The sequence below is a fragment of the Mixta mediterraneensis genome, assembly GCF_030283135.1.
Lineage (GTDB): Bacteria > Pseudomonadota > Gammaproteobacteria > Enterobacterales > Enterobacteriaceae > Pantoea > Pantoea mediterraneensis.
This window is the reverse complement of the sequence record NZ_JASUAZ010000008.1, coordinates 1-21313: the sequence shown is the minus strand read 5'-3', so window position 1 is coordinate 21313 and position 21313 is coordinate 1. Positions and strand designations below refer to the sequence as shown.

22 protein-coding genes are annotated in these 21313 nt (G+C 51.5%); 14 read left to right on the top strand and 8 right to left on the bottom strand.

Annotation, left to right across the window (positions count from 1 at the left end; translation table 11 throughout):
- The first annotated feature begins 30 nt into the window (after window positions 1-30).
- The 13 genes from leuS (at window position 31) to lipA (ending at window position 13553) form a co-directional block, all read left to right on the top strand.
- Entirely contained in the window at window positions 31-2613 is a 2583-nt protein-coding gene (leuS, locus tag QRY16_RS07415) for a leucine--tRNA ligase (protein WP_289776150.1), read from the top strand.
- Between the two features lie 14 nt (window positions 2614-2627).
- Window positions 2628-3227 carry an LPS assembly lipoprotein LptE gene (gene lptE, locus QRY16_RS07410; RefSeq protein ID WP_289776149.1) on the top strand — a complete coding sequence of 200 codons (600 nt, stop codon included), beginning with the start codon at window positions 2628-2630 and terminating at the stop codon, window positions 3225-3227.
- A complete protein-coding gene (gene holA, locus QRY16_RS07405) occupies window positions 3224-4255 on the top strand; it encodes a DNA polymerase III subunit delta (RefSeq protein ID WP_289776148.1) in 1032 nt (343 codons plus the stop codon). Before lptE ends, holA begins: the two co-directional genes overlap by 4 nt.
- Window positions 4248-4892, top strand: coding sequence for a nicotinate-nucleotide adenylyltransferase (gene nadD / locus QRY16_RS07400; RefSeq protein ID WP_193405046.1), 645 nt, complete (start codon window positions 4248-4250; stop codon window positions 4890-4892). Before holA ends, nadD begins: the two co-directional genes overlap by 8 nt.
- Window positions 4893-5027: 135 nt before the next feature.
- Entirely contained in the window at window positions 5028-5345 is a 318-nt protein-coding gene (rsfS, locus tag QRY16_RS07395; protein WP_193405045.1) for a ribosome silencing factor, read from the top strand.
- A gap of 3 nt (window positions 5346-5348) precedes the next feature.
- Window positions 5349-5819: a 23S rRNA (pseudouridine(1915)-N(3))-methyltransferase RlmH gene (rlmH, locus tag QRY16_RS07390; protein ID WP_193405044.1), complete on the top strand. Its 471-nt coding sequence runs from the start codon at window positions 5349-5351 to the stop codon at window positions 5817-5819.
- 34 nt (window positions 5820-5853) lie between these two features.
- Window positions 5854-7758, top strand: a complete 1905-nt coding sequence (gene mrdA / locus QRY16_RS07385) for a peptidoglycan DD-transpeptidase MrdA (protein WP_289776147.1) — start codon at window positions 5854-5856, stop codon at window positions 7756-7758.
- A 9-nt stretch (window positions 7759-7767) separates the two neighbouring features.
- Window positions 7768-8880 carry a peptidoglycan glycosyltransferase MrdB gene (gene mrdB / locus QRY16_RS07380; RefSeq protein WP_289776228.1) on the top strand — a complete coding sequence of 371 codons (1113 nt, stop codon included), beginning with the start codon at window positions 7768-7770 and terminating at the stop codon, window positions 8878-8880.
- A 10-nt stretch (window positions 8881-8890) separates the two neighbouring features.
- A complete protein-coding gene (gene rlpA, locus QRY16_RS07375; protein ID WP_289776146.1) occupies window positions 8891-9973 on the top strand; it encodes an endolytic peptidoglycan transglycosylase RlpA in 1083 nt (360 codons plus the stop codon).
- A 127-nt stretch (window positions 9974-10100) separates the two neighbouring features.
- The gene (gene dacA / locus QRY16_RS07370; RefSeq protein WP_289776145.1) at window positions 10101-11312 is read left to right on the top strand and encodes a D-alanyl-D-alanine carboxypeptidase DacA; all 1212 of its coding nucleotides are present in this window, start codon (window positions 10101-10103) and stop codon (window positions 11310-11312) included.
- Between the two features lie 100 nt (window positions 11313-11412).
- A complete protein-coding gene (gene ybeD / locus QRY16_RS07365; protein ID WP_193405041.1) occupies window positions 11413-11676 on the top strand; it encodes a DUF493 family protein YbeD in 264 nt (87 codons plus the stop codon).
- Between the two features lie 81 nt (window positions 11677-11757).
- On the top strand, window positions 11758-12417 hold the full coding sequence (gene lipB / locus QRY16_RS07360) for a lipoyl(octanoyl) transferase LipB (protein WP_193405040.1): 660 nt from the start codon (window positions 11758-11760) through the stop codon (window positions 12415-12417).
- A 170-nt stretch (window positions 12418-12587) separates the two neighbouring features.
- Complete coding sequence (gene lipA, locus QRY16_RS07355) at window positions 12588-13553, top strand: lipoyl synthase (protein WP_289776144.1); 966 nt, start codon at window positions 12588-12590, stop codon at window positions 13551-13553.
- Between the two features lie 298 nt (window positions 13554-13851).
- Here lipA and tatE read toward each other — a convergent pair whose 3' ends face one another.
- The 6 genes from tatE to QRY16_RS07325 form a co-directional block, all read right to left on the bottom strand.
- Window positions 13852-14055: a twin-arginine translocase subunit TatE gene (gene tatE, locus QRY16_RS07350; protein WP_193405038.1), complete on the bottom strand. Its 204-nt coding sequence runs from the start codon at window positions 14053-14055 to the stop codon at window positions 13852-13854.
- A gap of 119 nt (window positions 14056-14174) precedes the next feature.
- Window positions 14175-14951, bottom strand: a complete 777-nt coding sequence (locus QRY16_RS07345; RefSeq protein WP_289776143.1) for an amino acid ABC transporter ATP-binding protein — start codon at window positions 14949-14951, stop codon at window positions 14175-14177.
- Window positions 14948-15901, bottom strand: coding sequence for an amino acid ABC transporter permease (locus tag QRY16_RS07340; protein ID WP_289776142.1), 954 nt, complete (start codon window positions 15899-15901; stop codon window positions 14948-14950). Before QRY16_RS07340 ends, QRY16_RS07345 begins: the two co-directional genes overlap by 4 nt.
- Window positions 15898-16785 carry an ABC transporter substrate-binding protein gene (locus tag QRY16_RS07335; RefSeq protein ID WP_289776227.1) on the bottom strand — a complete coding sequence of 296 codons (888 nt, stop codon included), beginning with the start codon at window positions 16783-16785 and terminating at the stop codon, window positions 15898-15900. Before QRY16_RS07335 ends, QRY16_RS07340 begins: the two co-directional genes overlap by 4 nt.
- An 18-nt stretch (window positions 16786-16803) precedes the next feature.
- Window positions 16804-17598 (bottom strand): deaminated glutathione amidase, encoded by a 795-nt coding sequence (locus QRY16_RS07330; protein ID WP_289776226.1) that lies wholly within the window; start codon window positions 17596-17598, stop codon window positions 16804-16806.
- Window positions 17599-17600: 2 nt separating this feature from the next.
- Window positions 17601-18566, bottom strand: a complete 966-nt coding sequence (locus QRY16_RS07325; RefSeq protein ID WP_289776141.1) for a substrate-binding domain-containing protein — start codon at window positions 18564-18566, stop codon at window positions 17601-17603.
- 128 nt (window positions 18567-18694) lie between these two features.
- On the opposite strand from QRY16_RS07325, the gene QRY16_RS07320 reads away from it, so the two are divergent.
- A complete protein-coding gene (locus QRY16_RS07320) occupies window positions 18695-20050 on the top strand; it encodes an aminotransferase-like domain-containing protein (RefSeq protein WP_289776140.1) in 1356 nt (451 codons plus the stop codon).
- Here the strand turns inward: QRY16_RS07320 and QRY16_RS07315 are convergent.
- Together QRY16_RS07315 and cspE are read right to left on the bottom strand one after the other, a co-directional pair.
- A complete protein-coding gene (locus QRY16_RS07315; protein WP_193405034.1) occupies window positions 20028-20459 on the bottom strand; it encodes a GNAT family N-acetyltransferase in 432 nt (143 codons plus the stop codon). The genes QRY16_RS07320 and QRY16_RS07315 overlap by 23 nt on opposite strands.
- 329 nt (window positions 20460-20788) lie before the next feature.
- On the bottom strand, window positions 20789-20998 hold the full coding sequence (gene cspE / locus QRY16_RS07310; RefSeq protein WP_006118399.1) for a transcription antiterminator/RNA stability regulator CspE: 210 nt from the start codon (window positions 20996-20998) through the stop codon (window positions 20789-20791).
- Between the last annotated feature and the right edge of the window lie 315 nt (window positions 20999-21313).

Sequence of the window (21313 nt, the reverse complement as noted above, 5' to 3'; positions counted from 1 at the left end):
AGTGATATTCATTAAGGACCACAGGCAGCCATGCAAGAGCAATACCGCCCGGAAGAGATTGAATCCCGCGTGCAGCAACACTGGGATGAAAACGAAACGTTCAAAGTGACAGAGCAGGAAGGTAAAGAAAAATACTATTGCCTCTCCATGTTGCCCTATCCTTCTGGCCGCCTACATATGGGACACGTTCGTAACTACACCATCGGCGACGTAATCGCGCGTTATCAGCGTATGCTCGGCAAAAATGTTTTACAGCCGATTGGCTGGGATGCATTTGGTTTGCCTGCTGAAGGCGCTGCGGTAAAAAATAATACTGCACCCGCGCCATGGACTTACGACAATATCGCCTATATGAAAAACCAGCTAAAACTGCTGGGTTTTGGCTATGACTGGAGCCGCGAATTAGCAACCTGTCAGCCGGAATACTATCGCTGGGAGCAGTGGTTTTTCACCAGGCTATACGAGAAAGGGCTGGTTTATAAAAAAACGTCTGCAGTGAACTGGTGTCCGCACGACCAAACCGTACTGGCGAACGAGCAGGTCATTGATGGCTGCTGCTGGCGCTGTGATACCAGGGTTGAGCGTAAAGAAATTCCTCAGTGGTTTGTGAAAATCACCGATTACGCTGAGGAATTACTCAACGATTTAGATACGCTGGAAGAGTGGCCAGAGCAGGTCAAAACCATGCAGCGTAACTGGATTGGCCGCTCAGAAGGGGTAGAAATCACTTTTGACGTCGCCCATAGCGAAGAAAAAGTCACTGTTTACACCACGCGCCCTGATACCTTTCTCGGTGCCACGTATGTCGCTGTGGCTGCCGGCCACCCTTTAGCCACCCAGGCAGCAGTAAATAATCCTGCCCTCGCTGACTTTATCGCCGAATGCCGCAACACCAAAGTGGCGGAAGCCGATATGGCGACGATGGAGAAAAAAGGCATGGCTACCGGCCTGTCTGCTATTCATCCGCTGACCGGCGAGTTAATTCCGGTATGGGTCGCTAACTTTGTTCTGATGGAATACGGCACCGGCGCGGTTATGGCAGTGCCAGGCCACGATCAGCGCGACTGGGAATTTGCTACTAAATACCATTTACCTGTTAAGCCGGTTATCCTGAACCTTGATGGCAGCGAGCCCGATGTCAGCGTTGCGGCGATGACCGATAAAGGCACGCTGTTTAATTCAGGTGAATTCAGTGGTATGGACCACGCAACCGGCTTTAACGCTATCGCGGAGGCTTTAGCGGCGAAAGGCGTTGGCGTGTGTAAAATCAATTACCGTCTGCGCGACTGGGGCGTGTCTCGTCAACGCTACTGGGGCGCGCCTATCCCCATGGTGACGCTGGAAGACGGTACCGTGATGCCGACACCAGAAGATCAGTTACCGGTTATCCTGCCGGAAGACGTCGTGATGGATGGCATCACCAGCCCGATTAAAGCCGATCCTGATTGGGCAAAAACCACGGTTAATGGTCAACCCGCGCGGCGTGAAACCGACACGTTCGATACTTTCATGGAGTCGTCGTGGTACTACGCACGTTATACCTGCGCTAACTATAACGAAGGGATGCTGGACCCGGCGGCAGCGAACTATTGGTTGCCTGTCGATCAGTATGTAGGGGGTATCGAACACGCCATCATGCACCTGCTGTATTTCCGCTTCTATCATAAGCTGTTGCGTGATGCGGGACTGGTAAACTCCAGTGAACCCGCCAAACGTTTGCTGTGCCAGGGCATGGTATTAGCCGATGCGTTTTATTATGTCGGTGCAAACGGCGAGCGCCACTGGGTTTCTCCCGTTGATGTGACGGTTGAGCGCGACGAGAAAGGCCGCATTACCAAAGCTGTCGACAATCAGGGCCACGAGGTGATCTACGCAGGCATGAGCAAAATGTCGAAGTCGAAAAACAACGGCATTGATCCGCAGCTGATGGTGGAACGTTACGGTGCGGATACCGTGCGTCTGTTTATGATGTTTGCTTCGCCGGCCGAAATGACGCTGGAATGGCAGGAATCGGGCGTTGAAGGGGCTAACCGCTTCCTGAAGCGCGTATGGAAACTGGTGTTTGACCATACGCAAAAAGGCGCTACCGTAGCGCTGGACGTCGCGCAACTTGACGATGATCAGAAAGCATTGCGTCGCGATTTACACAAAACCATTGCTAAAGTGACCGATGATGTTGGGCGTCGTCAGACCTTCAATACGGCTATCGCTGCGATCATGGAGTTGATGAATAAGCTGACGCGCGCGCCGCAGGAAGGCGAACAGGATCGCGCTCTGATGCAGGAAGCGCTGTTGGCGGTAACGCGTCTGCTCTATCCGTTCACTCCACATGCCTGCTATATCCTGTGGCAGTCATTGGGGGGTAACGGCAACATTGACGATGCGGTTTGGCCAGAAGCCGATGAAGCGGCAATGGTTGAGGATTCGTTGTTAGTGGTAGTTCAGGTTAACGGCAAAGTGCGCGGTAAAATCACCGTTCCAGCCGACGCAACCCAAGAGCAAGTCCAGGCACGCGCTGCGCAAGAACATCTGGTGGCGAAATATCTGGATGGCGTTACCATTCGTAAAGTGATTTATGTACCGGGCAAACTGCTTAACCTGGTCGTGGGTTAAGTTCAGGAGGAACTGTGCGACATCCGATTATCAGGCTGTTTGTCACGCTAGCGGTGTTGATCACCGCTGGCTGTGGTTTTCACCCACGCGGCACCACCCAGGTGCCAGCGGAGCTGAAAACGCTGATTGTTAATTCTGGCGATCCCTATGGTCCGCTGGCACGTACGGTGCGTCAGCAGCTGCGTCTCAACAACGTCAACCTCGTTGAAGATACCAGGCAAAACCGCGCCGATATTCCAACACTGCGCCTTGGTGGTGAAAGACAAGGTCGTGACACCGCATCAGTATTTATCAGCGGGACTACCGCAGAATATCAGCTGGTGATGACGGTAACCGCGCAGGTTCTGTTGCCTGGTAAAGGTATCTATCCAATCAGCACCACGGTTTATCGTTCCTTCTTCGATAACCCGAATGCGGCGCTGGCAAAAGATGCCGAGCAGGACATGATCATTCAGGAGATGCGCCAACGAGCTGCCGAGCAGCTGGTGCGTAAACTGCTGACCGTGCATGCTGCGCAGCTGAACAACAAAGAGACATTACCTGCATCGTCTATTCCGGTACCAGGTGAAGGCTCAGCGGAAGCGCCCTCTTCTTCTGCTACCAGTTTGCAATGATCAGGATTTATCCTGAACAACTCAGCGCGCAGCTTCGTGAGGGGCTGCGCGCCTGCTATTTATTAGCAGGTAATGAACCCTTGCTGTTGCAAGAGAGCGCCGATGCCATCCGCACGACGGCAAATGCGCAAGGCTTTGAAGAACACTTCAGTTTCACCCTGGATGCACAAACCGACTGGGAAAGCCTGTTCGCCAGTTGCCAGGCGCTCAGTCTGTTTGCACAACGGCAAACCCTCACGTTGCAGTTTCCCGAAAACGGCCCAAACGCAGCAATGGCTGAGCAGTTGCTTAAGCTTTCCGGTCTGCTGCATGCCGATATTTTACTTATTTGTCGTCTGGCAAAACTGACTAAAGCCCAGGAAAACAGCGCCTGGTTTAAGGCGTTGTCAGCGCATGGCGTGCTGGTTCCTTGTCAGACGCCCGAGCAGGCACAGCTGCCGCGTTGGGTAGCCAGTCGCGCGAAAGCCATGCAGCTCAGCGTTGATGACGCTGCCGTCCAGCTGCTCTGTTATTGCTATGAAGGAAATTTACTGGCACTGGTACAAGCGCTGGAGCGTTTGTCACTTCAGTGGCCGGACGGTAAATTAACCTTGCCACGTGTGGAAGAAGCGGTGAGCGATGCCGCTCACTTTACGTCTTTTCATTGGGTGGATGCCTTGCTTGCGGGCAAAAGTCGCCGTGCGCTGCATATCCTGCATCAGCTGGAAAAAGAGGGCAGCGAAGCCGTAATTTTATTACGCACGCTGCAACGCGACTTACTGACTCTGCTGCACCTGCAACGCCATCAGGCGCAACAGTCGCTGCGTAGCCTGATGGATCAACAACGCATCTGGCAAAACCGCCGGGCTCTTTTTACCGAGGCATTACAACGGCTGGATGCGGCCCGTTTACAGCGCGCCATTCATCTGCTGACGCAGATTGAGCTAACCTTAAAACAGGATTACGGCCAACCGGTTTGGCCACAGCTGGAGACCCTGTCGTTGCTGATTTGTCACCGTGCTTTTCCAGCGAGTTTTGCGTATGTCTGAGTTACACGCGCTGTTTGGCGGCACTTTCGATCCGATCCATTATGGTCATCTCCGTCCGGTCGAAGCGCTGGCACAGCAGGTGGAATTAAAGCGCGTTACTTTATTACCTAATAATGTTCCGCCGCACCGGCCTCAGCCAGAAGCCAGTGCCGCGCAACGCGTGGATATGCTGCGCTGCGCGATCAAACAGCAGCCGCTGTTTGAGATTGATACCCGTGAACTGCAACGCGACACGCCATCGTGGACCGTGACGACGCTGGAAGCCCTGCGTGCCGAACGTGGCAACCAGCAGCCGCTGGGATTTATTATCGGCCAGGACTCTTTGCTGACCGTAGCGAAATGGCACCGCTGGCAGGCGTTGTTATCGTTATGTCATCTGCTGGTATGCAAACGTCCCGGCTACGCAGCGAACATGGATTCTCCAGAAATGCAGCGCTGGCTGGAGCAGCACCTCACCCATGACGTGCGGCAATTGCATCAGCGGAGCGCGGGCTGCATCTGGCTGGCAGAAACGCCTTTGTATGATATTTCTGCTACTGAGATTCGCCAACGGCGCCATCAGAATCAGCCCTGCGATGATTTATTACCTGCTGCCGTTATCGCCTATATCGACCACGCTGGCTTATATCGCGACTGATCTCGTCATGCTATACTCCGCCGCTTGATTTTTGGCTGCACTTTTTCTGCGAACAATTTCGTCAGTGAACCGGTTAATCAGTGCACTATTCGGGCTTTTAGTCAGCCCACCATCACCAGTTTTAAGGGGAACCTTTTGCAAGGTAAAGCACTCCAAGAGTTCGTTATTGATAAGATTGATGATCTTAAAGGCCAGGATATTGTCGCACTTGACGTGCAGGGCAAGTCCAGCATCACCGATTGTATGATTATCTGCACCGGTACATCGACGCGCCACGTATCGTCGATTGCCGATCACGTTGCGCAGGAATCTAAGTCTGCGGGCCTGATGCCGCTGGCAGTAGAAGGCAAAAATGCGGCCGACTGGGTTATCGTTGATCTCGGTGAAGTTATCGTGCATGTGATGCAGGAAGAGAGTCGTCAGTTATATGAACTGGAAAAACTCTGGAGCTAACGAGTGAAACTGCAGCTCGTTGCCGTTGGCACCAAAATGCCCGACTGGGTGCAGTCCGGTTTTCTGGAATACTTGCGTCGTTTTCCCAAAGATATGCCGCTGGAACTGACTGAAGTTCAGGCGGGTAAACGTGGGAAAAATGCCGACATCAAACGCATCCTCGAAAAGGAAGGCGAAGCAATGTTAGCGGCTGTTGGCAAAGGCAACCGTATTGTTACGCTGGATATTCCCGGCCATTCCTGGGAAACGCCGCAACTGGCACAGCAGCTGGAGCGCTGGAAGCAGGACGGGCGTGATGTCAGCCTGCTGATTGGCGGCCCTGAAGGCCTGGCTCCGGCCTGTAAAGCTGCGGCAGAACAGCGTTGGTCGCTTTCAGCATTAACGCTCCCCCATCCGCTGGTGCGCGTGCTGGTTGCGGAGAGTCTTTATCGTGCATGGAGCATTACGGCAAATCATCCTTATCATCGTGAATGACCGATAAGCCCACATCAGACATTACAAGTAGCGGATGAAATTACAAAGCAACGCCTTTCGCGATTACAGCGCCGAACAAAAACTCTTTGTCCGCCGGGCGTTAATCGCTTTCGTCGGTATTTTAGTGCTCTCCTCCGTGCTGGTGGTCAACCTTTACCATCTGCAAATTTTACGTTTCGATGATTACAGCACGCGATCTAACCAGAACCGTATCAAGCTGGTGCCCGTTGCGCCGAGCCGTGGCATTATCTATGACCGTAACGGCACGCCGCTGGCGCTCAATCGCACCATTTATCAGGCCGAGCTGGTGCCAGAAAAAGTCGATGACCTCAAACAGACGTTACAGAATTTACGTCCGATACTCGATCTCAGTGATGAAGATCTCGATGCCTTTGAAAAAGAGCGCAAGCGTTCGCGTCGCTTCACGTCCATTCCGGTGAAAACCGGCCTGAATGACATTCAGGTTGCACGTTTCGCCGTGAATCAATACCGTTTTCCTGGCGTTGAAGTAAAAGGTTATCAGCGGCGCTATTACCCGTACGGCCAGACCCTGACTCACGTGGTGGGTTACGTGTCGAAAATTAACGATCGCGACGTGGCGCGCCTTGATAAAGAAGAAAAATGGCCAAACTATGCGGCGACACACGATATTGGCAAACTTGGCATCGAGAATTTCTACGAAGACCTGCTGCACGGTAAAACCGGTTATGAAGAGGTCGAGGTAAATAACCGCGGCCGGGTCATTCGTCAGCTGCATGAACAGTCTCCGCAGGCCGGCCGCGACATCTATCTCACTATCGATCTCAAGCTGCAACAATATATCGAAACGCTGCTGACTGGCAGCCGCGCGGCGGTAGTCGTTAGCGATCCCCGTACCGGTGAAATTCTGGCCATGGTGTCCACGCCAAGTTATGACCCTAATTTGTTTGTCGAGGGGATTTCCAGCAAAGATTATCGTGGCTTATTAAGCAATGAAAACCGTCCGCTTTATAACCGTGCAATTCAGGCTTCTTATCCTCCGGCATCAACGGTTAAGCCCTATGTCGCCGTTTCAGCCTTAAGTGCTGGCGTGATTAATCGCAATACCAGTCTGTTTGATCCCGGCTGGTGGCAGCTTCCCGGCTCCGAAAAACGCTATCGTGACTGGAAAAAATGGGGGCATGGCCGTCTCAATGTCACCAAATCGCTGGAGGAATCTGCTGATACCTTTTTCTATCAGGTCGCCTATGACATGGGCATTGACCGCCTTTCCGAATGGATGAACAAGTTTGGTTACGGTCATCGCACCGGCATCGATCTGCCACAGGAAAGCGCCGGTAATATGCCGACACGCGAATGGAAACTTAAGCGCTTTAAAAAACCGTGGTATCAGGGTGATACCATTCCGGTCGGTATCGGTCAGGGTTACTGGACAGCGACGCCGCTGCAGATGAACAAAGCGATGATGATTCTGATTAACGATGGCGTAATCAAGGTGCCGCATCTGCTGCGCGCAACGCGCGAAGGACGCACGCTTATTCCCTATCGCCAGCCGCCGTCGGCCCCGGTTGGCGATATTCATTCTGGTTATTGGGAAATTGCCAAAGATGGCATGTACGGCGTGGCAAATCGCCCGAACGGCACTGCACACAAAAGCTTCGCCGATGCACCCTATAAAATCGCGGCTAAATCCGGTACTGCCCAGGTGTTCGGCTTGAAAGAGAACGAAACCTATAATGCGCATAAAATTGCCGAGCGCCTGCGTGACCATAAACTGATGACTGCGTTTGCTCCTTACGACAAACCGCGTGTTGCCGTCACAATGATTCTGGAAAACGGTGGCGCCGGCCCGGCCGTCGGTACCGTGATGCGCCAGATTCTGGATCATATTATGTTAGGCGATAACAATACTGTCCTGCCGGATGCGGCACCAACGCCGCCCGGCTATGAAGGTGAATAATTCATGTCCATGAACGATAGCCCACAGAAAAGATCGATCTGGATCCGAATCCATATTGATCCGCTGTTTATGCTCATCATTTTAGGTCTGCTGGCCTACAGTGCCATTGTGATATGGAGTGCCAGCGGCCAGGACCCTGGCATGATGGAGCGTAAAATCGGCCAGATTTTGATGGGTCTGGTGATCATGATCGTCATGGCACAGGTGCCGCCACGCGTTTATGAAGGCTGGGCGCCCTATCTTTATATTATCTGCGTCATCTTATTGATTGCGGTCGATGCCTTTGGCCAAATCAGTAAAGGCGCGCAACGCTGGCTGGATTTAGGCATTGTACGCTTCCAGCCTTCGGAGATCGCAAAGTTTGCCGTGCCGCTGATGGTGGCGCGCTTTATCAATCGTGATGTTTGTCCGCCAACGCTGAAAAATACCGGCATTGCTCTGATCATGATTTTTGTGCCCACGCTGTTAGTGGCGGCCCAGCCTGACCTCGGGACCTCAATCCTGATTGCCGCCTCTGGCTTGTTTGTCCTGTTTTTGTCGGGGATGAGCTGGAAACTGATCGGCGTGGCGGTGCTCCTGGTGGCGGCGTTTATTCCGGTGTTGTGGTTTTTTCTGATGCACGATTATCAGCGTGACCGTGTCATGATGCTGCTTGATCCTGAAAGCGATCCGCTCGGTGCGGGCTACCACATCATCCAGTCCAAGATTGCCATTGGTTCCGGTGGCCTGCGCGGTAAAGGCTGGCTGCAAGGTACGCAGTCACAACTGGAGTTTTTACCTGAGCGACATACCGACTTTATCTTTGCGGTACTGGCAGAGGAGCTTGGCCTGGTCGGCGTGCTGGTATTACTGGTACTTTATTTGCTGTTAATCATGCGCGGTTTGATTGTGGCAGCGCGCGCGCAAACCACGTTTGGTCGCGTAATGGCGGGCGGTTTAATGCTGATTTTATTCGTTTATGTTTTCGTTAATATTGGCATGGTTAGTGGTATCTTACCGGTGGTTGGCGTTCCGTTGCCGCTGGTCAGTTATGGCGGTTCAGCGCTGATTGTGCTTATGGCGGGATTCGGCATTGTGATGTCGATCCACACTCACCGAAAAATGTTATCTAAAAGTGTTTAAGAGGCTGCTCATGCGTAAGGACTGGCTTGGCGTTGCACTGGCATCACTCATTCTGGCTGCCTGTTCCACCCCGGAACCGCAAAATACCGCGCCGCCGCAACCGGCTTATACTGGCCCGGTAGTGGAAATTCCTGGCGTTGAGCCGCGTTACGAACCTGTTAATCCGGGAACCAGTCAGGATTACAGCGTGAATGGCAAGACGTATCACATTAATAAAGATCCGTCGAATTACAGTGAAGTCGGTCTGGCCGCCTGGTATGGCGACGAAGCTGGCAATCGTACCGCAACCGGTGAAAGTTATGATCCCGATGCATTAACCGCCGCGCACCCCACACTGCCGCTGCCATGCTATGTACGCGTCACAAATCTGGCAAACGGTCGCCAGATTGTCGTTCGGGTTAACGATCGTGGCCCTTATACGCCGGGTCGAATTATTGACCTGTCGCGTGCTGCGGGCGATCGCCTTAATATTTCTAACAATAGCCGGGTACGTGTCGATTTTATTAATGTTGCCCCAGATGGCACGCTTTCTGGTCCCGGCACCATTGGAACCGTTGTCGCGAAGCAAAGCTACTCACTGCCACCACGCCCAGACCTAAGCGGAGGGGCAGTGATGAACGGCAGTAGCGCAGCGCAAACCGCTCCCGCATCGCAGAATGTGGATGCCATCAGCAACAACACGCTGCAAAGCAGCGACACGATGGGCGCACCGATAAAGAGCAGCGGATTTCTTGGTGCGCCGCAGCCATTAGCGAACGGCGTACTGGAAAGCAGCGAACCACAACCTGCTCCAGCGATGGTTGCCGCCTCTCCTGCTGTCAGCGCACCTGCTTCGTCCAGTAACAGCACACATTCAGTGGCAGGTTATGTCGTGCAGGTCGGCGCACTGAACGATCCGGGACGAGCGCAACAAATGCAAAAAAGTTTAAGCCAGCGCTTTGGCGTGCCGGGTGCCGTTGAAGCCGCGGGTAACGTTTATCGCGTCCAGCTTGGCGGTTATAAAACTCGCGCTGAAGCTGTTGCACTGCAACAGCGCCTGAATAATGAAGGCCAGATTGCGTCTTTTATTACCAGCGCACGGCATGAAATGTGATGTAAGTCACATTGGACGTTACGTCTGCTAACAACCCATTCATTAAGCCAGATGCCTGTAAATCAGGCATTTGTTATGATGAGTTACCTTTTTAAACCTTAAACCCATGGATGTTGTAGTCCTACACATGAACACGCTGAAAACATCTCGTTTGCTGAAACGCCTGACAGTGGGCTCACTGATCGCTTTTTCTCTCAGCCATGCTGCTATTGCTGATGATGTTAATCTTAAAACCATGATTCCGGGCGTGCCGGACATTGATGCCGAAGCTTATGTGCTTATCGATTACCATTCAGGTAAGGTGCTGGCGGAGAAGAATGCGGATGCTCGTCGCGATCCCGCCAGCCTGACCAAAATGATGACCAGCTATGTGATTGGACAAGCGGTCAAAGCCGGAAAAATCCATCAGGACGATATTGTTACGGTGGGACAGGATGCCTGGGCAACCGGCAACCCCGTATTTAAAGGCTCTTCCCTGATGTTCCTGAAGCCCGGCGATCGCGTACCGGTTTCACAGCTGACGCGCGGTATCGTACTGCAATCAGGTAACGACGCCTGTGTAGCGATGGCCGATTACGTTGCTGGCAGCCAGGATGCATTCGTCAATCTGATGAATAACTATGTGAAAGCCATTAGCCTGAAAAACACTCATTTCCAGACGGTTCACGGCCTGGATGCCGAAGGTCAATACAGCTCTGCGCGTGATATGGCGCTGATTGGCCAGGCGCTGATCCGCGACGTGCCGGATGAATACGCGGTTTATAAAGAAAAAGAGTTCACCTTTAATAATATTCGTCAGATGAACCGTAATGGGCTGCTTTGGGATACCAACCTGAACGTTGACGGTATCAAAACCGGTCATACTAACGCCGCGGGCTATAATCTGGTGGCGTCTGCCACCGAAGGTCAGATGCGTTTGATATCAGCCGTGATGGGGGGGCATACCTATAAAGGCCGCGAAACCGAAAGCAAAAAATTGCTGACCTGGGGTTTCCGCTTCTTTGAAACTGTGGCACCGCTGAAAGCCGGTAAAGAATTTGCCTCTGAGCCGGTCTGGTTTGGTAACAGCGATCGCGTACAGCTAGGCGTCGATAAAGATGCTTATCTGACGATACCGCGCGGACGGATGAAAGATTTAAAAGCCAGCTATGTTTTGAACAATACGGAATTGCATGCCCCGCTGAAGAAAAATCAGGTTGTCGGCAGCATTAATTTCCAGCTGGACGGCAAAACCATCGATCAACGACCGCTGGTGGTACTGAACGAAGTTTCTGAAGGGGGTTTCTTTAGCCGCATCGTTGACTACATCAAGCTGATGTTCCATCACTGGTTCGGCTAATCCCTGCGGGCGATTGAAAAATCGCCACAGCGCCCCCATAACACGTTATTATGATGCTCCCGCTCAGGCGGGAGCCCGTTTTTTATGCACCGGAGTTAATATGAAAACCAAACTGAATGAACTGCTCGAATTTCCTACCCCGTTTACCTACAAAGTAATGGGTCTGGCACAACCGGAGCTGGTTGATCAAGTGGTTGAAGTGGTGCAACGTCATGCGCCCGGCGACTACTCGCCAGAAGTGAAGCCGAGCAGCAAGGGCAATTATCACTCCGTTAATATTACGATTACCGCTACCCATATCGAGCAGGTTGAAACCCTGTACGAAGAGCTGGGCAAAATCGAGATCGTGCGTATGGTGCTGTAACTACCAGCGTCGGTAAAGGGAGTTGGTCTTACGCTTTGCCGACATTATAATCTTCTTCTCACCCTTTAACGGACCCCTGTTGTGTCAGTTGAAACTCTTCTTGTTCGCCAGTTAGGTTTACGCAACTGGCAATTCACATCAGAAGCTATGCACCATTATACCGATCACCGTGACGGCAACAGTCGCGACGAGATTTGGCTGGTGGAGCATTATCCGGTATTTACCCAAGGTCAGGCAGGCAAAGCTGAACACGTTTTGTTGCCTGGCGATATTCCAGTGGTGCAAAGCGATCGCGGCGGTCAGGTCACTTATCACGGCCCCGGCCAGCAAGTGATGTATGTGCTTATTGATGTGAAGCGACGTAAGCTTGGCGTGCGGCAGTTGGTCACAGCTTTAGAAGAAACGGTAATGACAACGCTGGCTCACTTTGGCGTTGAAGCGCGCGCGCGCGCAGACGCGCCGGGTGTCTATGTGGGTGACGATAAAATTTGCTCACTTGGGCTGCGAATTCGTAAAGGCTGTTCGTTTCACGGTCTGGCGCTTAATGTCGCAATGGACTTATCCCCTTTCCTGCGTATCAATCCCTGTGGTTATGCTGGCATGCGCATGACGCAGCTACAACATTTCCAGCATGCGATCAGCGTTAATGATGTCCAGCCTTTGCTGGTCGCGGCATTTGCACGTCAGCTGAACTATCAAAATGTGGAGTGGCTGGCGCAAAAAGACCCTGCGCTGAGTTAACTGTGAATGCGACTTTACAAATATGTAACGTTTCTGCCTTCAGGATGGCTGCTTCATTGCCAATGAAATGATATAATTTTTGCACTTTTTTCAAATAAAGTTGAAAGCTTCCCTTTTACGTTTTATGAAAGCGCTTTCAAATCGCAATCCGACCGGAACCTGCAGATTTTATGAGTAAACCAATTCAGATGGAACGCGGCGTCAAATATCGTGACGCAGATAAGATGGCGTTGATCCCGGTGAAAACCGTGACCACCGAACGGCAAGAGATGTTGCGTAAGCCGGAATGGATGAAAATCAAGTTGCCTGCGGATTCCAGTCGTATCCAGGGCATCAAAGCGGCAATGCGTAAAAACGGGTTGCACTCGGTCTGTGAAGAGGCGTCCTGTCCTAATCTTGCCGAATGTTTTAACCACGGTACTGCAACCTTTATGATCCTGGGTGCAATCTGTACTCGCCGCTGTCCATTCTGCGATGTTGCTCATGGCCGCCCAAATGCACCAGATGCAAATGAACCAAGCAAACTGGCGCAAACTATTGCTGATATGGCGCTGCGCTATGTCGTGATTACGTCGGTTGACCGCGACGATCTGCGTGATGGCGGCGCTCAGCATTTTGCTGATTGCATTGCAGCAATTCGTGAAAAGAATCCAACCATTAAAATTGAAACGCTGGTGCCCGACTTCCGTGGCCGTATGGATCGGGCCCTGGAAATCCTCACCGCTACACCACCGGACGTGTTCAACCATAATCTGGAAAACGTACCGCGCGTTTACCGTCAGGTTCGTCCTGGTGCAAATTACGACTGGTCATTAAAACTGCTGGAACGTTTTAAAGAAGCGCATCCAGGCGTGCCGACTAAATCGGGTTTGATGGTCGGCTTAGGTGAAACGAATGCCGAAATTATTGAAGTGATGCGTGATTTACGCCGTCATGGTGTCACTATGCTGACCCTGGGTCAGTATTTACAGCCGAGCCGCCATCACTTGCCGGTTCAGCGCTACGTCAGTCCGGCTGAATTTGATGAGATGAAAGAAGAAGCATTGGCCATGGGCTTTACCCATGCCGCATGCGGTCCTTTTGTTCGCTCGTCTTATCACGCAGATATGCAGGCCAAAGGTCTGGAAGTCAAATAACGCTGTCCAGGTCGTGTCGTCCAACGCGACCTTAATTCACCCCGGTTAATCGGCAACATCACCTTTAACAGCCCATCCACCTCCCTGGTGGAGCGCATCACCCGCAGGTTAACAGCATAAAAACAGAGCTGGAGAAATCTGTCAGAGATATATAGAGGGGCTACCAGTAACGACATTATGGGTGGAAAAACGCCAGGCTGGCAGTCGGCATATAAACAAAAACCAGACTGCTTGCAGCCTGGTTTTTTATCATTCTTACAGAAACAAAAAGTAACATTTATTGTCAGCTGACAATAAATTATTCTTTATGTGATACGCGTTCTGCTGGACTCTCTTCAGCCGTATTCCTGGTTGCGCTGGATTCATCATCTTTCATGGCTTTTTTGAAGCCTTTGATTGCGGAGCCCAGATCGCCACCCAGTGAACGTAACTTATTGGTGCCAAAGAGCAGTACGATGAGCGCACCGATAATCAGCAATTTGGCAATACTGATACCTTCCATAATTAATTTTTCAACCTTAACAAAAAACGGTGAGTATTATTTACGCGCAGTTTTGTACTGGCCTCAACTACAATCTGTAACAGGGTAAGATCGCTGAGCCACGCGCTGCTCTCTACAATTCAGATAAAACGACTCAGAAACGCCTGTGTTCGCGGGTGTTGTGGATTTACAATGACCTCTTCAGGTGTCCCCTGCTCCACTACCACACCACCATCCATAAACACCACGCGATCTGCCGCTTCGCGGGCAAAACTAATTTCATGCGTCACGACAATCATGGTTAAGCCCTGATCGGCTAGCGTACGCATAGTGGCCAGTACTTCACCGACTAATTCCGGGTCCAGAGCTGATGTCGGCTCGTCAAATAACATTAACGTAGGCTTGATGGCTAAGGCACGGGCAATCGCGACGCGCTGCTGCTGCCCACCCGAAAGATGGCGCGGCCAGGCATCGGCTTTATCGCTTAACCCAACGGTGGCCAGCAAGGCTTTAGCATGCGCCAGCGCGGCCTGACGCGAGAACTTATGCACGCCAATCGGCGCTTCAATAATGTTTTGCAGTACCGTCATATGCGGATAAAGGTTGAATTGCTGAAACACCATGCCAATTTTCTGTCGCTGATGAGCGATTTTACGAGGCGACAAGCGATGCAGTACGTTGCGCTTAAGCTCATAACCAATCTGCTGATCATCCACCATTATTGAGCCGGCATTCATATCTTCAAGGTGGTTGATACAGCGCAAAAAAGTTGACTTCCCCGAGCCTGATGGCCCGAGGATAACCACCACTTCGCCCGGATAAACGTCAAGATCAATGCCTTTTAGCACTTCATTATCGCCATAGCTTTTCTGCACGTTACGCGCGCGTACCAAAGGCTGAACAGCATCAGAACTCATACATCCTCCTTTTGCACCAGCGACGCATTTGACATTGGCGTGGCAGTACGTTTGGCAGCCACCACCACACGCTTTGTACCACGCGCATAATAACGTTCGATTGCTGACTGGCCGACATTCAGTATCGAAGTAATAAGCAGATACCAGATAACCGCCACCATTAACATTGGGATGATTTCAAAGGTACGGTTATAGACTGCCTGCACGGAATAAAGCAGATCGCCCATCGCAATTACGCTCACCAGCGAGGTGGCTTTGATCATACTAATTAACTGGTTACCCGTTGGCGGAATGATTGCACGCATTGCCTGCGGAATAATAATGCGGCGTAACGCACGCGTTCTGCTCATACCAAAGGCCTGAGTCGTTTCTATCTGGCCATTGTCTACCGATAGCAAACCGGCACGAATAACTTCCGCCATATATGCCGCTTCGTTCAGCGCCAAACCAGCAATCGCTGCGGTCAGTGGGGTAATAAGATCGTTAGTATTCCAGCTGGCAAACGTGATGTCGGTCCACGGCACGGTAATCGACAGGGTTGGAAAAAGCGTCGACAGGTTGTACCAGAAAATCAGCTGTACCAGCAGCGGTGTGCCCCGGAAAAACCAAATATATAAAGCTGAAATACCACTCAGTAACCTGTTCTCAGATAAACGCCAGACCGCCAGCAGCAAGCCCAATAGCGTGCCGAGGATCATTGACACCACGGTCAGCCCCAGCGTTACCCGCAACCCTTTCAATACCGAGGCTTCAGTGAACCACTGCAGCACCACTTTCCATCCAAAATTAGGATTGGTTGCCACCAACCACAACAGGTTAGCGGCAATAACCAGCACCACAATCCATGAAACCCAGCGTCCATAAGAGGGCGCGCTGTGGGCGAAAGCCACGTCGCGCTGTTGCACGTCGGCCTTGTCCGTGGCTCGCGAATCGTTGGTGTGTAAACTCATTGAGCCGCCCCTTTCGCCAGATTGAAGCCTGGCGCGTCAATCATATTGCCGTCCAGTTTCCACTTTTTCATGATCGCTGCATATGTGCCGTTTTGATATAGCTCCTTGTAGCCATCCAGCACCACTTTGCCCAGCTGTGAATTTTTCGGCACGACCGTACCCTGAAAAATATCGCCGAAACCGTTTTTTTGGCCTTTGCCAGCGAGTTCAAGCTGACCATGCGCTTGTTCAACAAAATAGGTAAGCGGCGCCTGTGAGGAGAAGAAAGCGTCTGAACGTTTAGAACGCACCGCCAGAATAGAAGAAGGCTGATCGGTAAACGACTGCACCGTTACTGCGGGTTTACCGGCGGCGGTACAGGCGGCGGACTGCTTACGAATAACCTGCTCGGCGGAGCCTGCTGCCATCACCGCAATACGCTTGCCGCAGGTATCTTTCAGTCCATTAATTTTAGCCGGATTGCCTTTTTGCACGCCAAAAACCACAAATTCCTGGACGAAATCGACAAAGTCGACCTTCTTCTGGCGATCGGGATAATCGCCCACAGGGCCAATGGCAAACTGATAGCGACCCGAATTGATGCCCGCCAATACGCCCGACAAACCGCTCACCGTCGCATGCTCGATTTTCACGCCCAGCAGCTGACTCAGGGCGAGGGTTAGGTCAGCGGATGCCCCATCCATTGAATGCGGACCATTAACGATTTCATAAGGCGGAAACGATCCGTTGTTCACCGAAATCATTTTTCCTGCTTTCTTAATATCGTCAGGCAGGCGATCGTGCAGCGCCTGATCAACCTTCTGCGTCGGGATGACATCAGCAGCGTGGGCTAAAGTTGCAGTTAGCCCCAAAGCCAGCGTAATCGCAGTCGCTATCTTCATTATGTATTTTCCCCAATGCTGTCAGTGTGATTTCAATTCAGGTCGAGCAAAACGGCGGTTTTCAAGAACCGGTAAAACGCGACGAGCATAAGCAATCCGTTGTGGATCGAGATCGGCAAACACTAATGCACCCGATTCCGGCGCTTTTGCTATCGCTACGCCGAGCGGATCAATCACCAGACTGTTGCCAATATTGCGCGGGCCACATTCACCGACAGCCACCATGTAGCAGGTGTTTTCCAGCGCACGTGCGGTGGTTAACAGCTCCCAGTGGCTCTCTTTTAATGGTCCTTTAACCCAGGCAGCAGGCAAAACCAGCACATCGGCGCCATCCAGCACCAGTCGACGCGCCAGTTCCGGAAAACGCACGTCGTAACATGTCATCAAACCCACTTTCATTCCTGCCACATCGACTAGGGGGGGAACAACATGACCGGGATTCACCCGCTGGGACTCTTGCATGGCAAAAGCATCATAAAGATGCAGTTTTTCGTAAGCGGCAATAATTTCACCGTTAAGGATGGCGATCAGAACGTTCAGCGCCTTCTGCGCTTCAGTCGGCACATGGACGCTCATCATCGTGGTGAGATCGTTACCTTTGCTGGCCGCCAGCAGCTGCGTTAAAAACGGACCATCCAGCGGCTGCGCCGCTTTCAGAACCAGATCAGGATCGGCAATATCACGCGCCAGTACACCTTCTGGCAACACCAGCAGGTGCGCGCCGCCTGCCTGGGCCCGCGCCATTAAATCCAGACAAATAGTGGCATTTTCCTGCCATTCACGGCTGACCGCAAATTGTCCCATCGCAACTTTCATCATCATTCCCCCTGTCCTGCCAGCGGAAAAATTGCTTCCGGCGTCAGTAATGTTTTGGTTAAACCTTGTTGAAACAGCTCATTAGCAAAGTCTGCAATCATCTTCTTGTTAACGTTAAAACCGTTTTCATTCCAGTTGGCCGGTAATTCCTGCGCGGTGCGTCGCAAATCGTCCAGTAACCATGGGGTGGTATCGGCATATTTCTCACGTTTTTGCATCCAGAGCTGATAAGACCGATCGATGATTTCGCTTAACGCGTGTGGCAGTCCGGGATGTTTTTCAGCCAGCGCGGGTTTCATCGCCAAAATATGAATGCCCGGCACATATCCCACGCGTTTAAAGTAATCCAGCTCAGCCTGATAGAAATCCGTTTGCAGCTGGCGTAAGCCGGATTCCGGCAGGAAAAAACCTTCTGGCATAAACGGCGTAAAAACAGCATCCAGTTCGCCCGCTTTCAGTAAGTCAATGAGCGGACGCTCATCCGGCGCTGGTTCAATACGGCCAGGGCGACCAAAACCCGCCAGCCGATCAACTATCGGATGATCGGCTGTCAGACGGCCTGCAAACCAGTAAGCATCATCAATTTCTACACCGGCTTCGCGTAACACGGTTCGTGTCCAGGTGTTGCCCGAATCCTGCCAGCCGGTCACGCCAATCTTTTTTCCTTTTAGCTGTGCAGGCGAGGACAAAGGGCTGTCGAGGGTGGTGATAATGCAGCGCTGGCGAAAGCCACGCATCAGAAAATGTGGCAAACCAAGCAGCGACTCATCCCCCTTCGCCCGGCTCTGTGCGTAACGGCTGAAAGAGACTTCACCTGCGTCATATTCATTGCTGGTAGCAATGTCATTAACTAACGTACCGACGCGGTCGATTTTCAGTTCAAACCTTTCAGGCTTGATGTCACCGAGCGCTAGCGGCGTAAAATAGTCCCAGTCACGTACCGCCAGTCTGATGGTAAGCTTTGCCATTTTCTCGTCTCCCGCCAGTGCAGCTAAGCTGCGATTATTTAATCATCAAATAGTGCTTGAATTTGATACTAGATCCGGAATACTAATCTGAACAATCATTTCTTTGTTACTGAACAAACATTTTACTTATGACGAAAACGGTAGATTTACTCTGGCTAAGCAGCCAAATAAACGATGCTTCGGTGAAAGGCATTGCGCAGGCCGCCTCGACGTTAATTCGTGAGGGCCATATCGCCGTTGGGATGCAGATGCCCGCCGTACGCGAACTGGCAGAAGTGCTGGGTGTCAGCCCGGCAACCGTTTCAGCTGCCTGGGGGCAATTAAAGAAGCAGAAAGTGCTGGCGGGTAAGGGCCGTAGCGGGGTTTGGGTTAGCGGAAATACCGTAATGCCCCGTCCGATTCGCTTTGAAAAGATTGGTAACTACGGCGATAACATCCGGGCTGACCTTGCAATGGCTTCTCCCGATCCCGCGTTGTTGCCCGATTTACAGCTGGCGCTGCAGGCAGCGATACAATCTCCGCAGCTTAATAGCTATTATCGCGAAGCGATTTCGCTGCAACTGCTAAACGCAGTAAAACCTCGCTGGCCCTATTCGGCAGAAGCCTTTTTAGCGACTGATGGCGGCTTTGACGCCATGAATTTAGTCGTGCAAACACTGATTTCACCAGGCGATCGGGTCATCATTGAAGATCCCACCGCGACTCGCTTGCTGGATATGCTTGATAATGTCGGTGCAGAAATACTTCCCCTTTCCTGCGACCACGAAGGCCCTCAACCCGATGCGCTGGCAACATTACTGGAGAAAGCGCCGGTGATGGTGATTTACCAGCCACGCACCCATTCGGCAACAGGACACAATATCAGTCGCGAGCGACGTCGGGCATTAGCTCAGGTTTTAGCGAACAGTTCCACCCTGATTGTTGAAGATGATGGTATTGGCGATCTTTCTGTGGAGGCTGGCTGGAGCCTGGGGGCGATTTATCCGGAACGTACCATCCACGTACGCTCATTTTCCAAAGCCTATGGGCCAGATTTACGTCTGGCGGTGCTTTCCGCCACCTCAGAAATGGTTAAACGCATTCAGGCCTGGCGAAATTTTGGCGTCAGCTGGACCAGTCGTATTTTGCAGGACGCCGTGGCGTGGATGCTGGAAAGCGCGAGCGTTCAGCAAGACATTGCCGTCGCCCGTGAAACTTACCGTCAGCGCCGTGAAAAATTATTGCGAGCTTTAGCAAGCCGCGGGTTAGAACTCGAAGCACGCGATGGATTAAGCATCTATATACCGGTTGTCTCAGAGCAATTTGCAATGATCACATTAGCCGCGCGCGGTATTGCTGTACTGCCCGGCGAGCGCTGCCGCTTAGGTCCGACGCAATTTATTCGCGTCAGCATTGCCAGCATAAACGAGCAGCAACTGGATATGATCGCTAACGCGCTGGTGATTGCTTCTGGTCGTGAAATTAGTTTGGGTGCAGATCTTTAATGTGGTAACTCGGCGATTCCACATAACCTTCACGCGCATAAAACTGATTGGCTTTCAAACGTGAAGCATGACAGTGAACTTCCATACGATCGCAACCACGCTGTGATGCTATCGCTTCTGCATGCTGAATAAGCTGTTGTCCAACGCCTTTGCTGCGTTCACCTTCCGCAATGCAGAAATAACTGATACGGGCAAAATCACCCGCCAGCGCCAGTTGCGGAATAAAGTGCATCGATAAAAAACCGAGCACCTGCATATCATGTTCCGCGACCAACAGTATGTCGCCAGGGTCGCTGCTGAGTTGGGCCAGCCGCTGTTCAATAAAATGTTCAGTACCACCATAACCCAACTCTGCCAGCAACGCGCTTAACGCAAAGCTGTCTTTTGCCTGTGCCTGCCGTATATGCATTCTGTCCCCTGTACGTCATCATTACTGTCATTCTGTTATATAGCGTTGGCAATAAAAAAGCTGCAGGTAATGCTTGTTATTATTATGTTACAGGAATGATATGTGACTGGCTCCGCAGATTAACGGGGTCATCCTGCGCCATTAGTCAGTCGCTTTTCATGTCACTAGTGCCGGTTTAAAAAGAAACGACGATGACAGTAAAGAAGCCCGGCTGCTGAGGTGAAGGTATGACGCTAACAGGGAAATTCTGTGGCAGGCGAATGTAGAGGCGAGAGGGAGAAATAAAAAAACCCGCCAGCTGGCGGGTTTTTTGAATTCTTACTGTTAACTTACAGGCTGATAACGTTAGCAGCAGATGGGCCTTTTGCGCCGTCGGTGATTTCAAACTCAACGCGCTGACCTTCAGCCAGAGTTTTGAAGCCGTTGCTCTGGATCGCAGAGAAGTGTACGAATACATCTTTGCTGCCATCTTCAGGAGTAATGAAACCGAATCCTTTAGATTCATTAAACCACTTAACGTTACCTTTGATCTTAGACATCTATATTACCTTTACATGAAAAATGGACACTAAACTGTGTCGGTATCTAGTACAGCAATTGCAGCGTGATTTGTCCAGCGTGAATTTATGGAAAAGTGATAAATATCGATATTCTTTATTCTTATCACACTTTATGCCTTTTTTTCTGGCTTAAGATCGCCAACGCCGTCCCATAAATACAGGCTTTTCTGTCGCTACCGATGTAAAACTGGCCCACCTGCCGATGTAAATCTGACCCACCTAGGGTAAAAATGGCAGTTTTAAGGCACTGCCAATGATGACATTGGAGACCAGAGTGGAGATTAGTGTTTTACA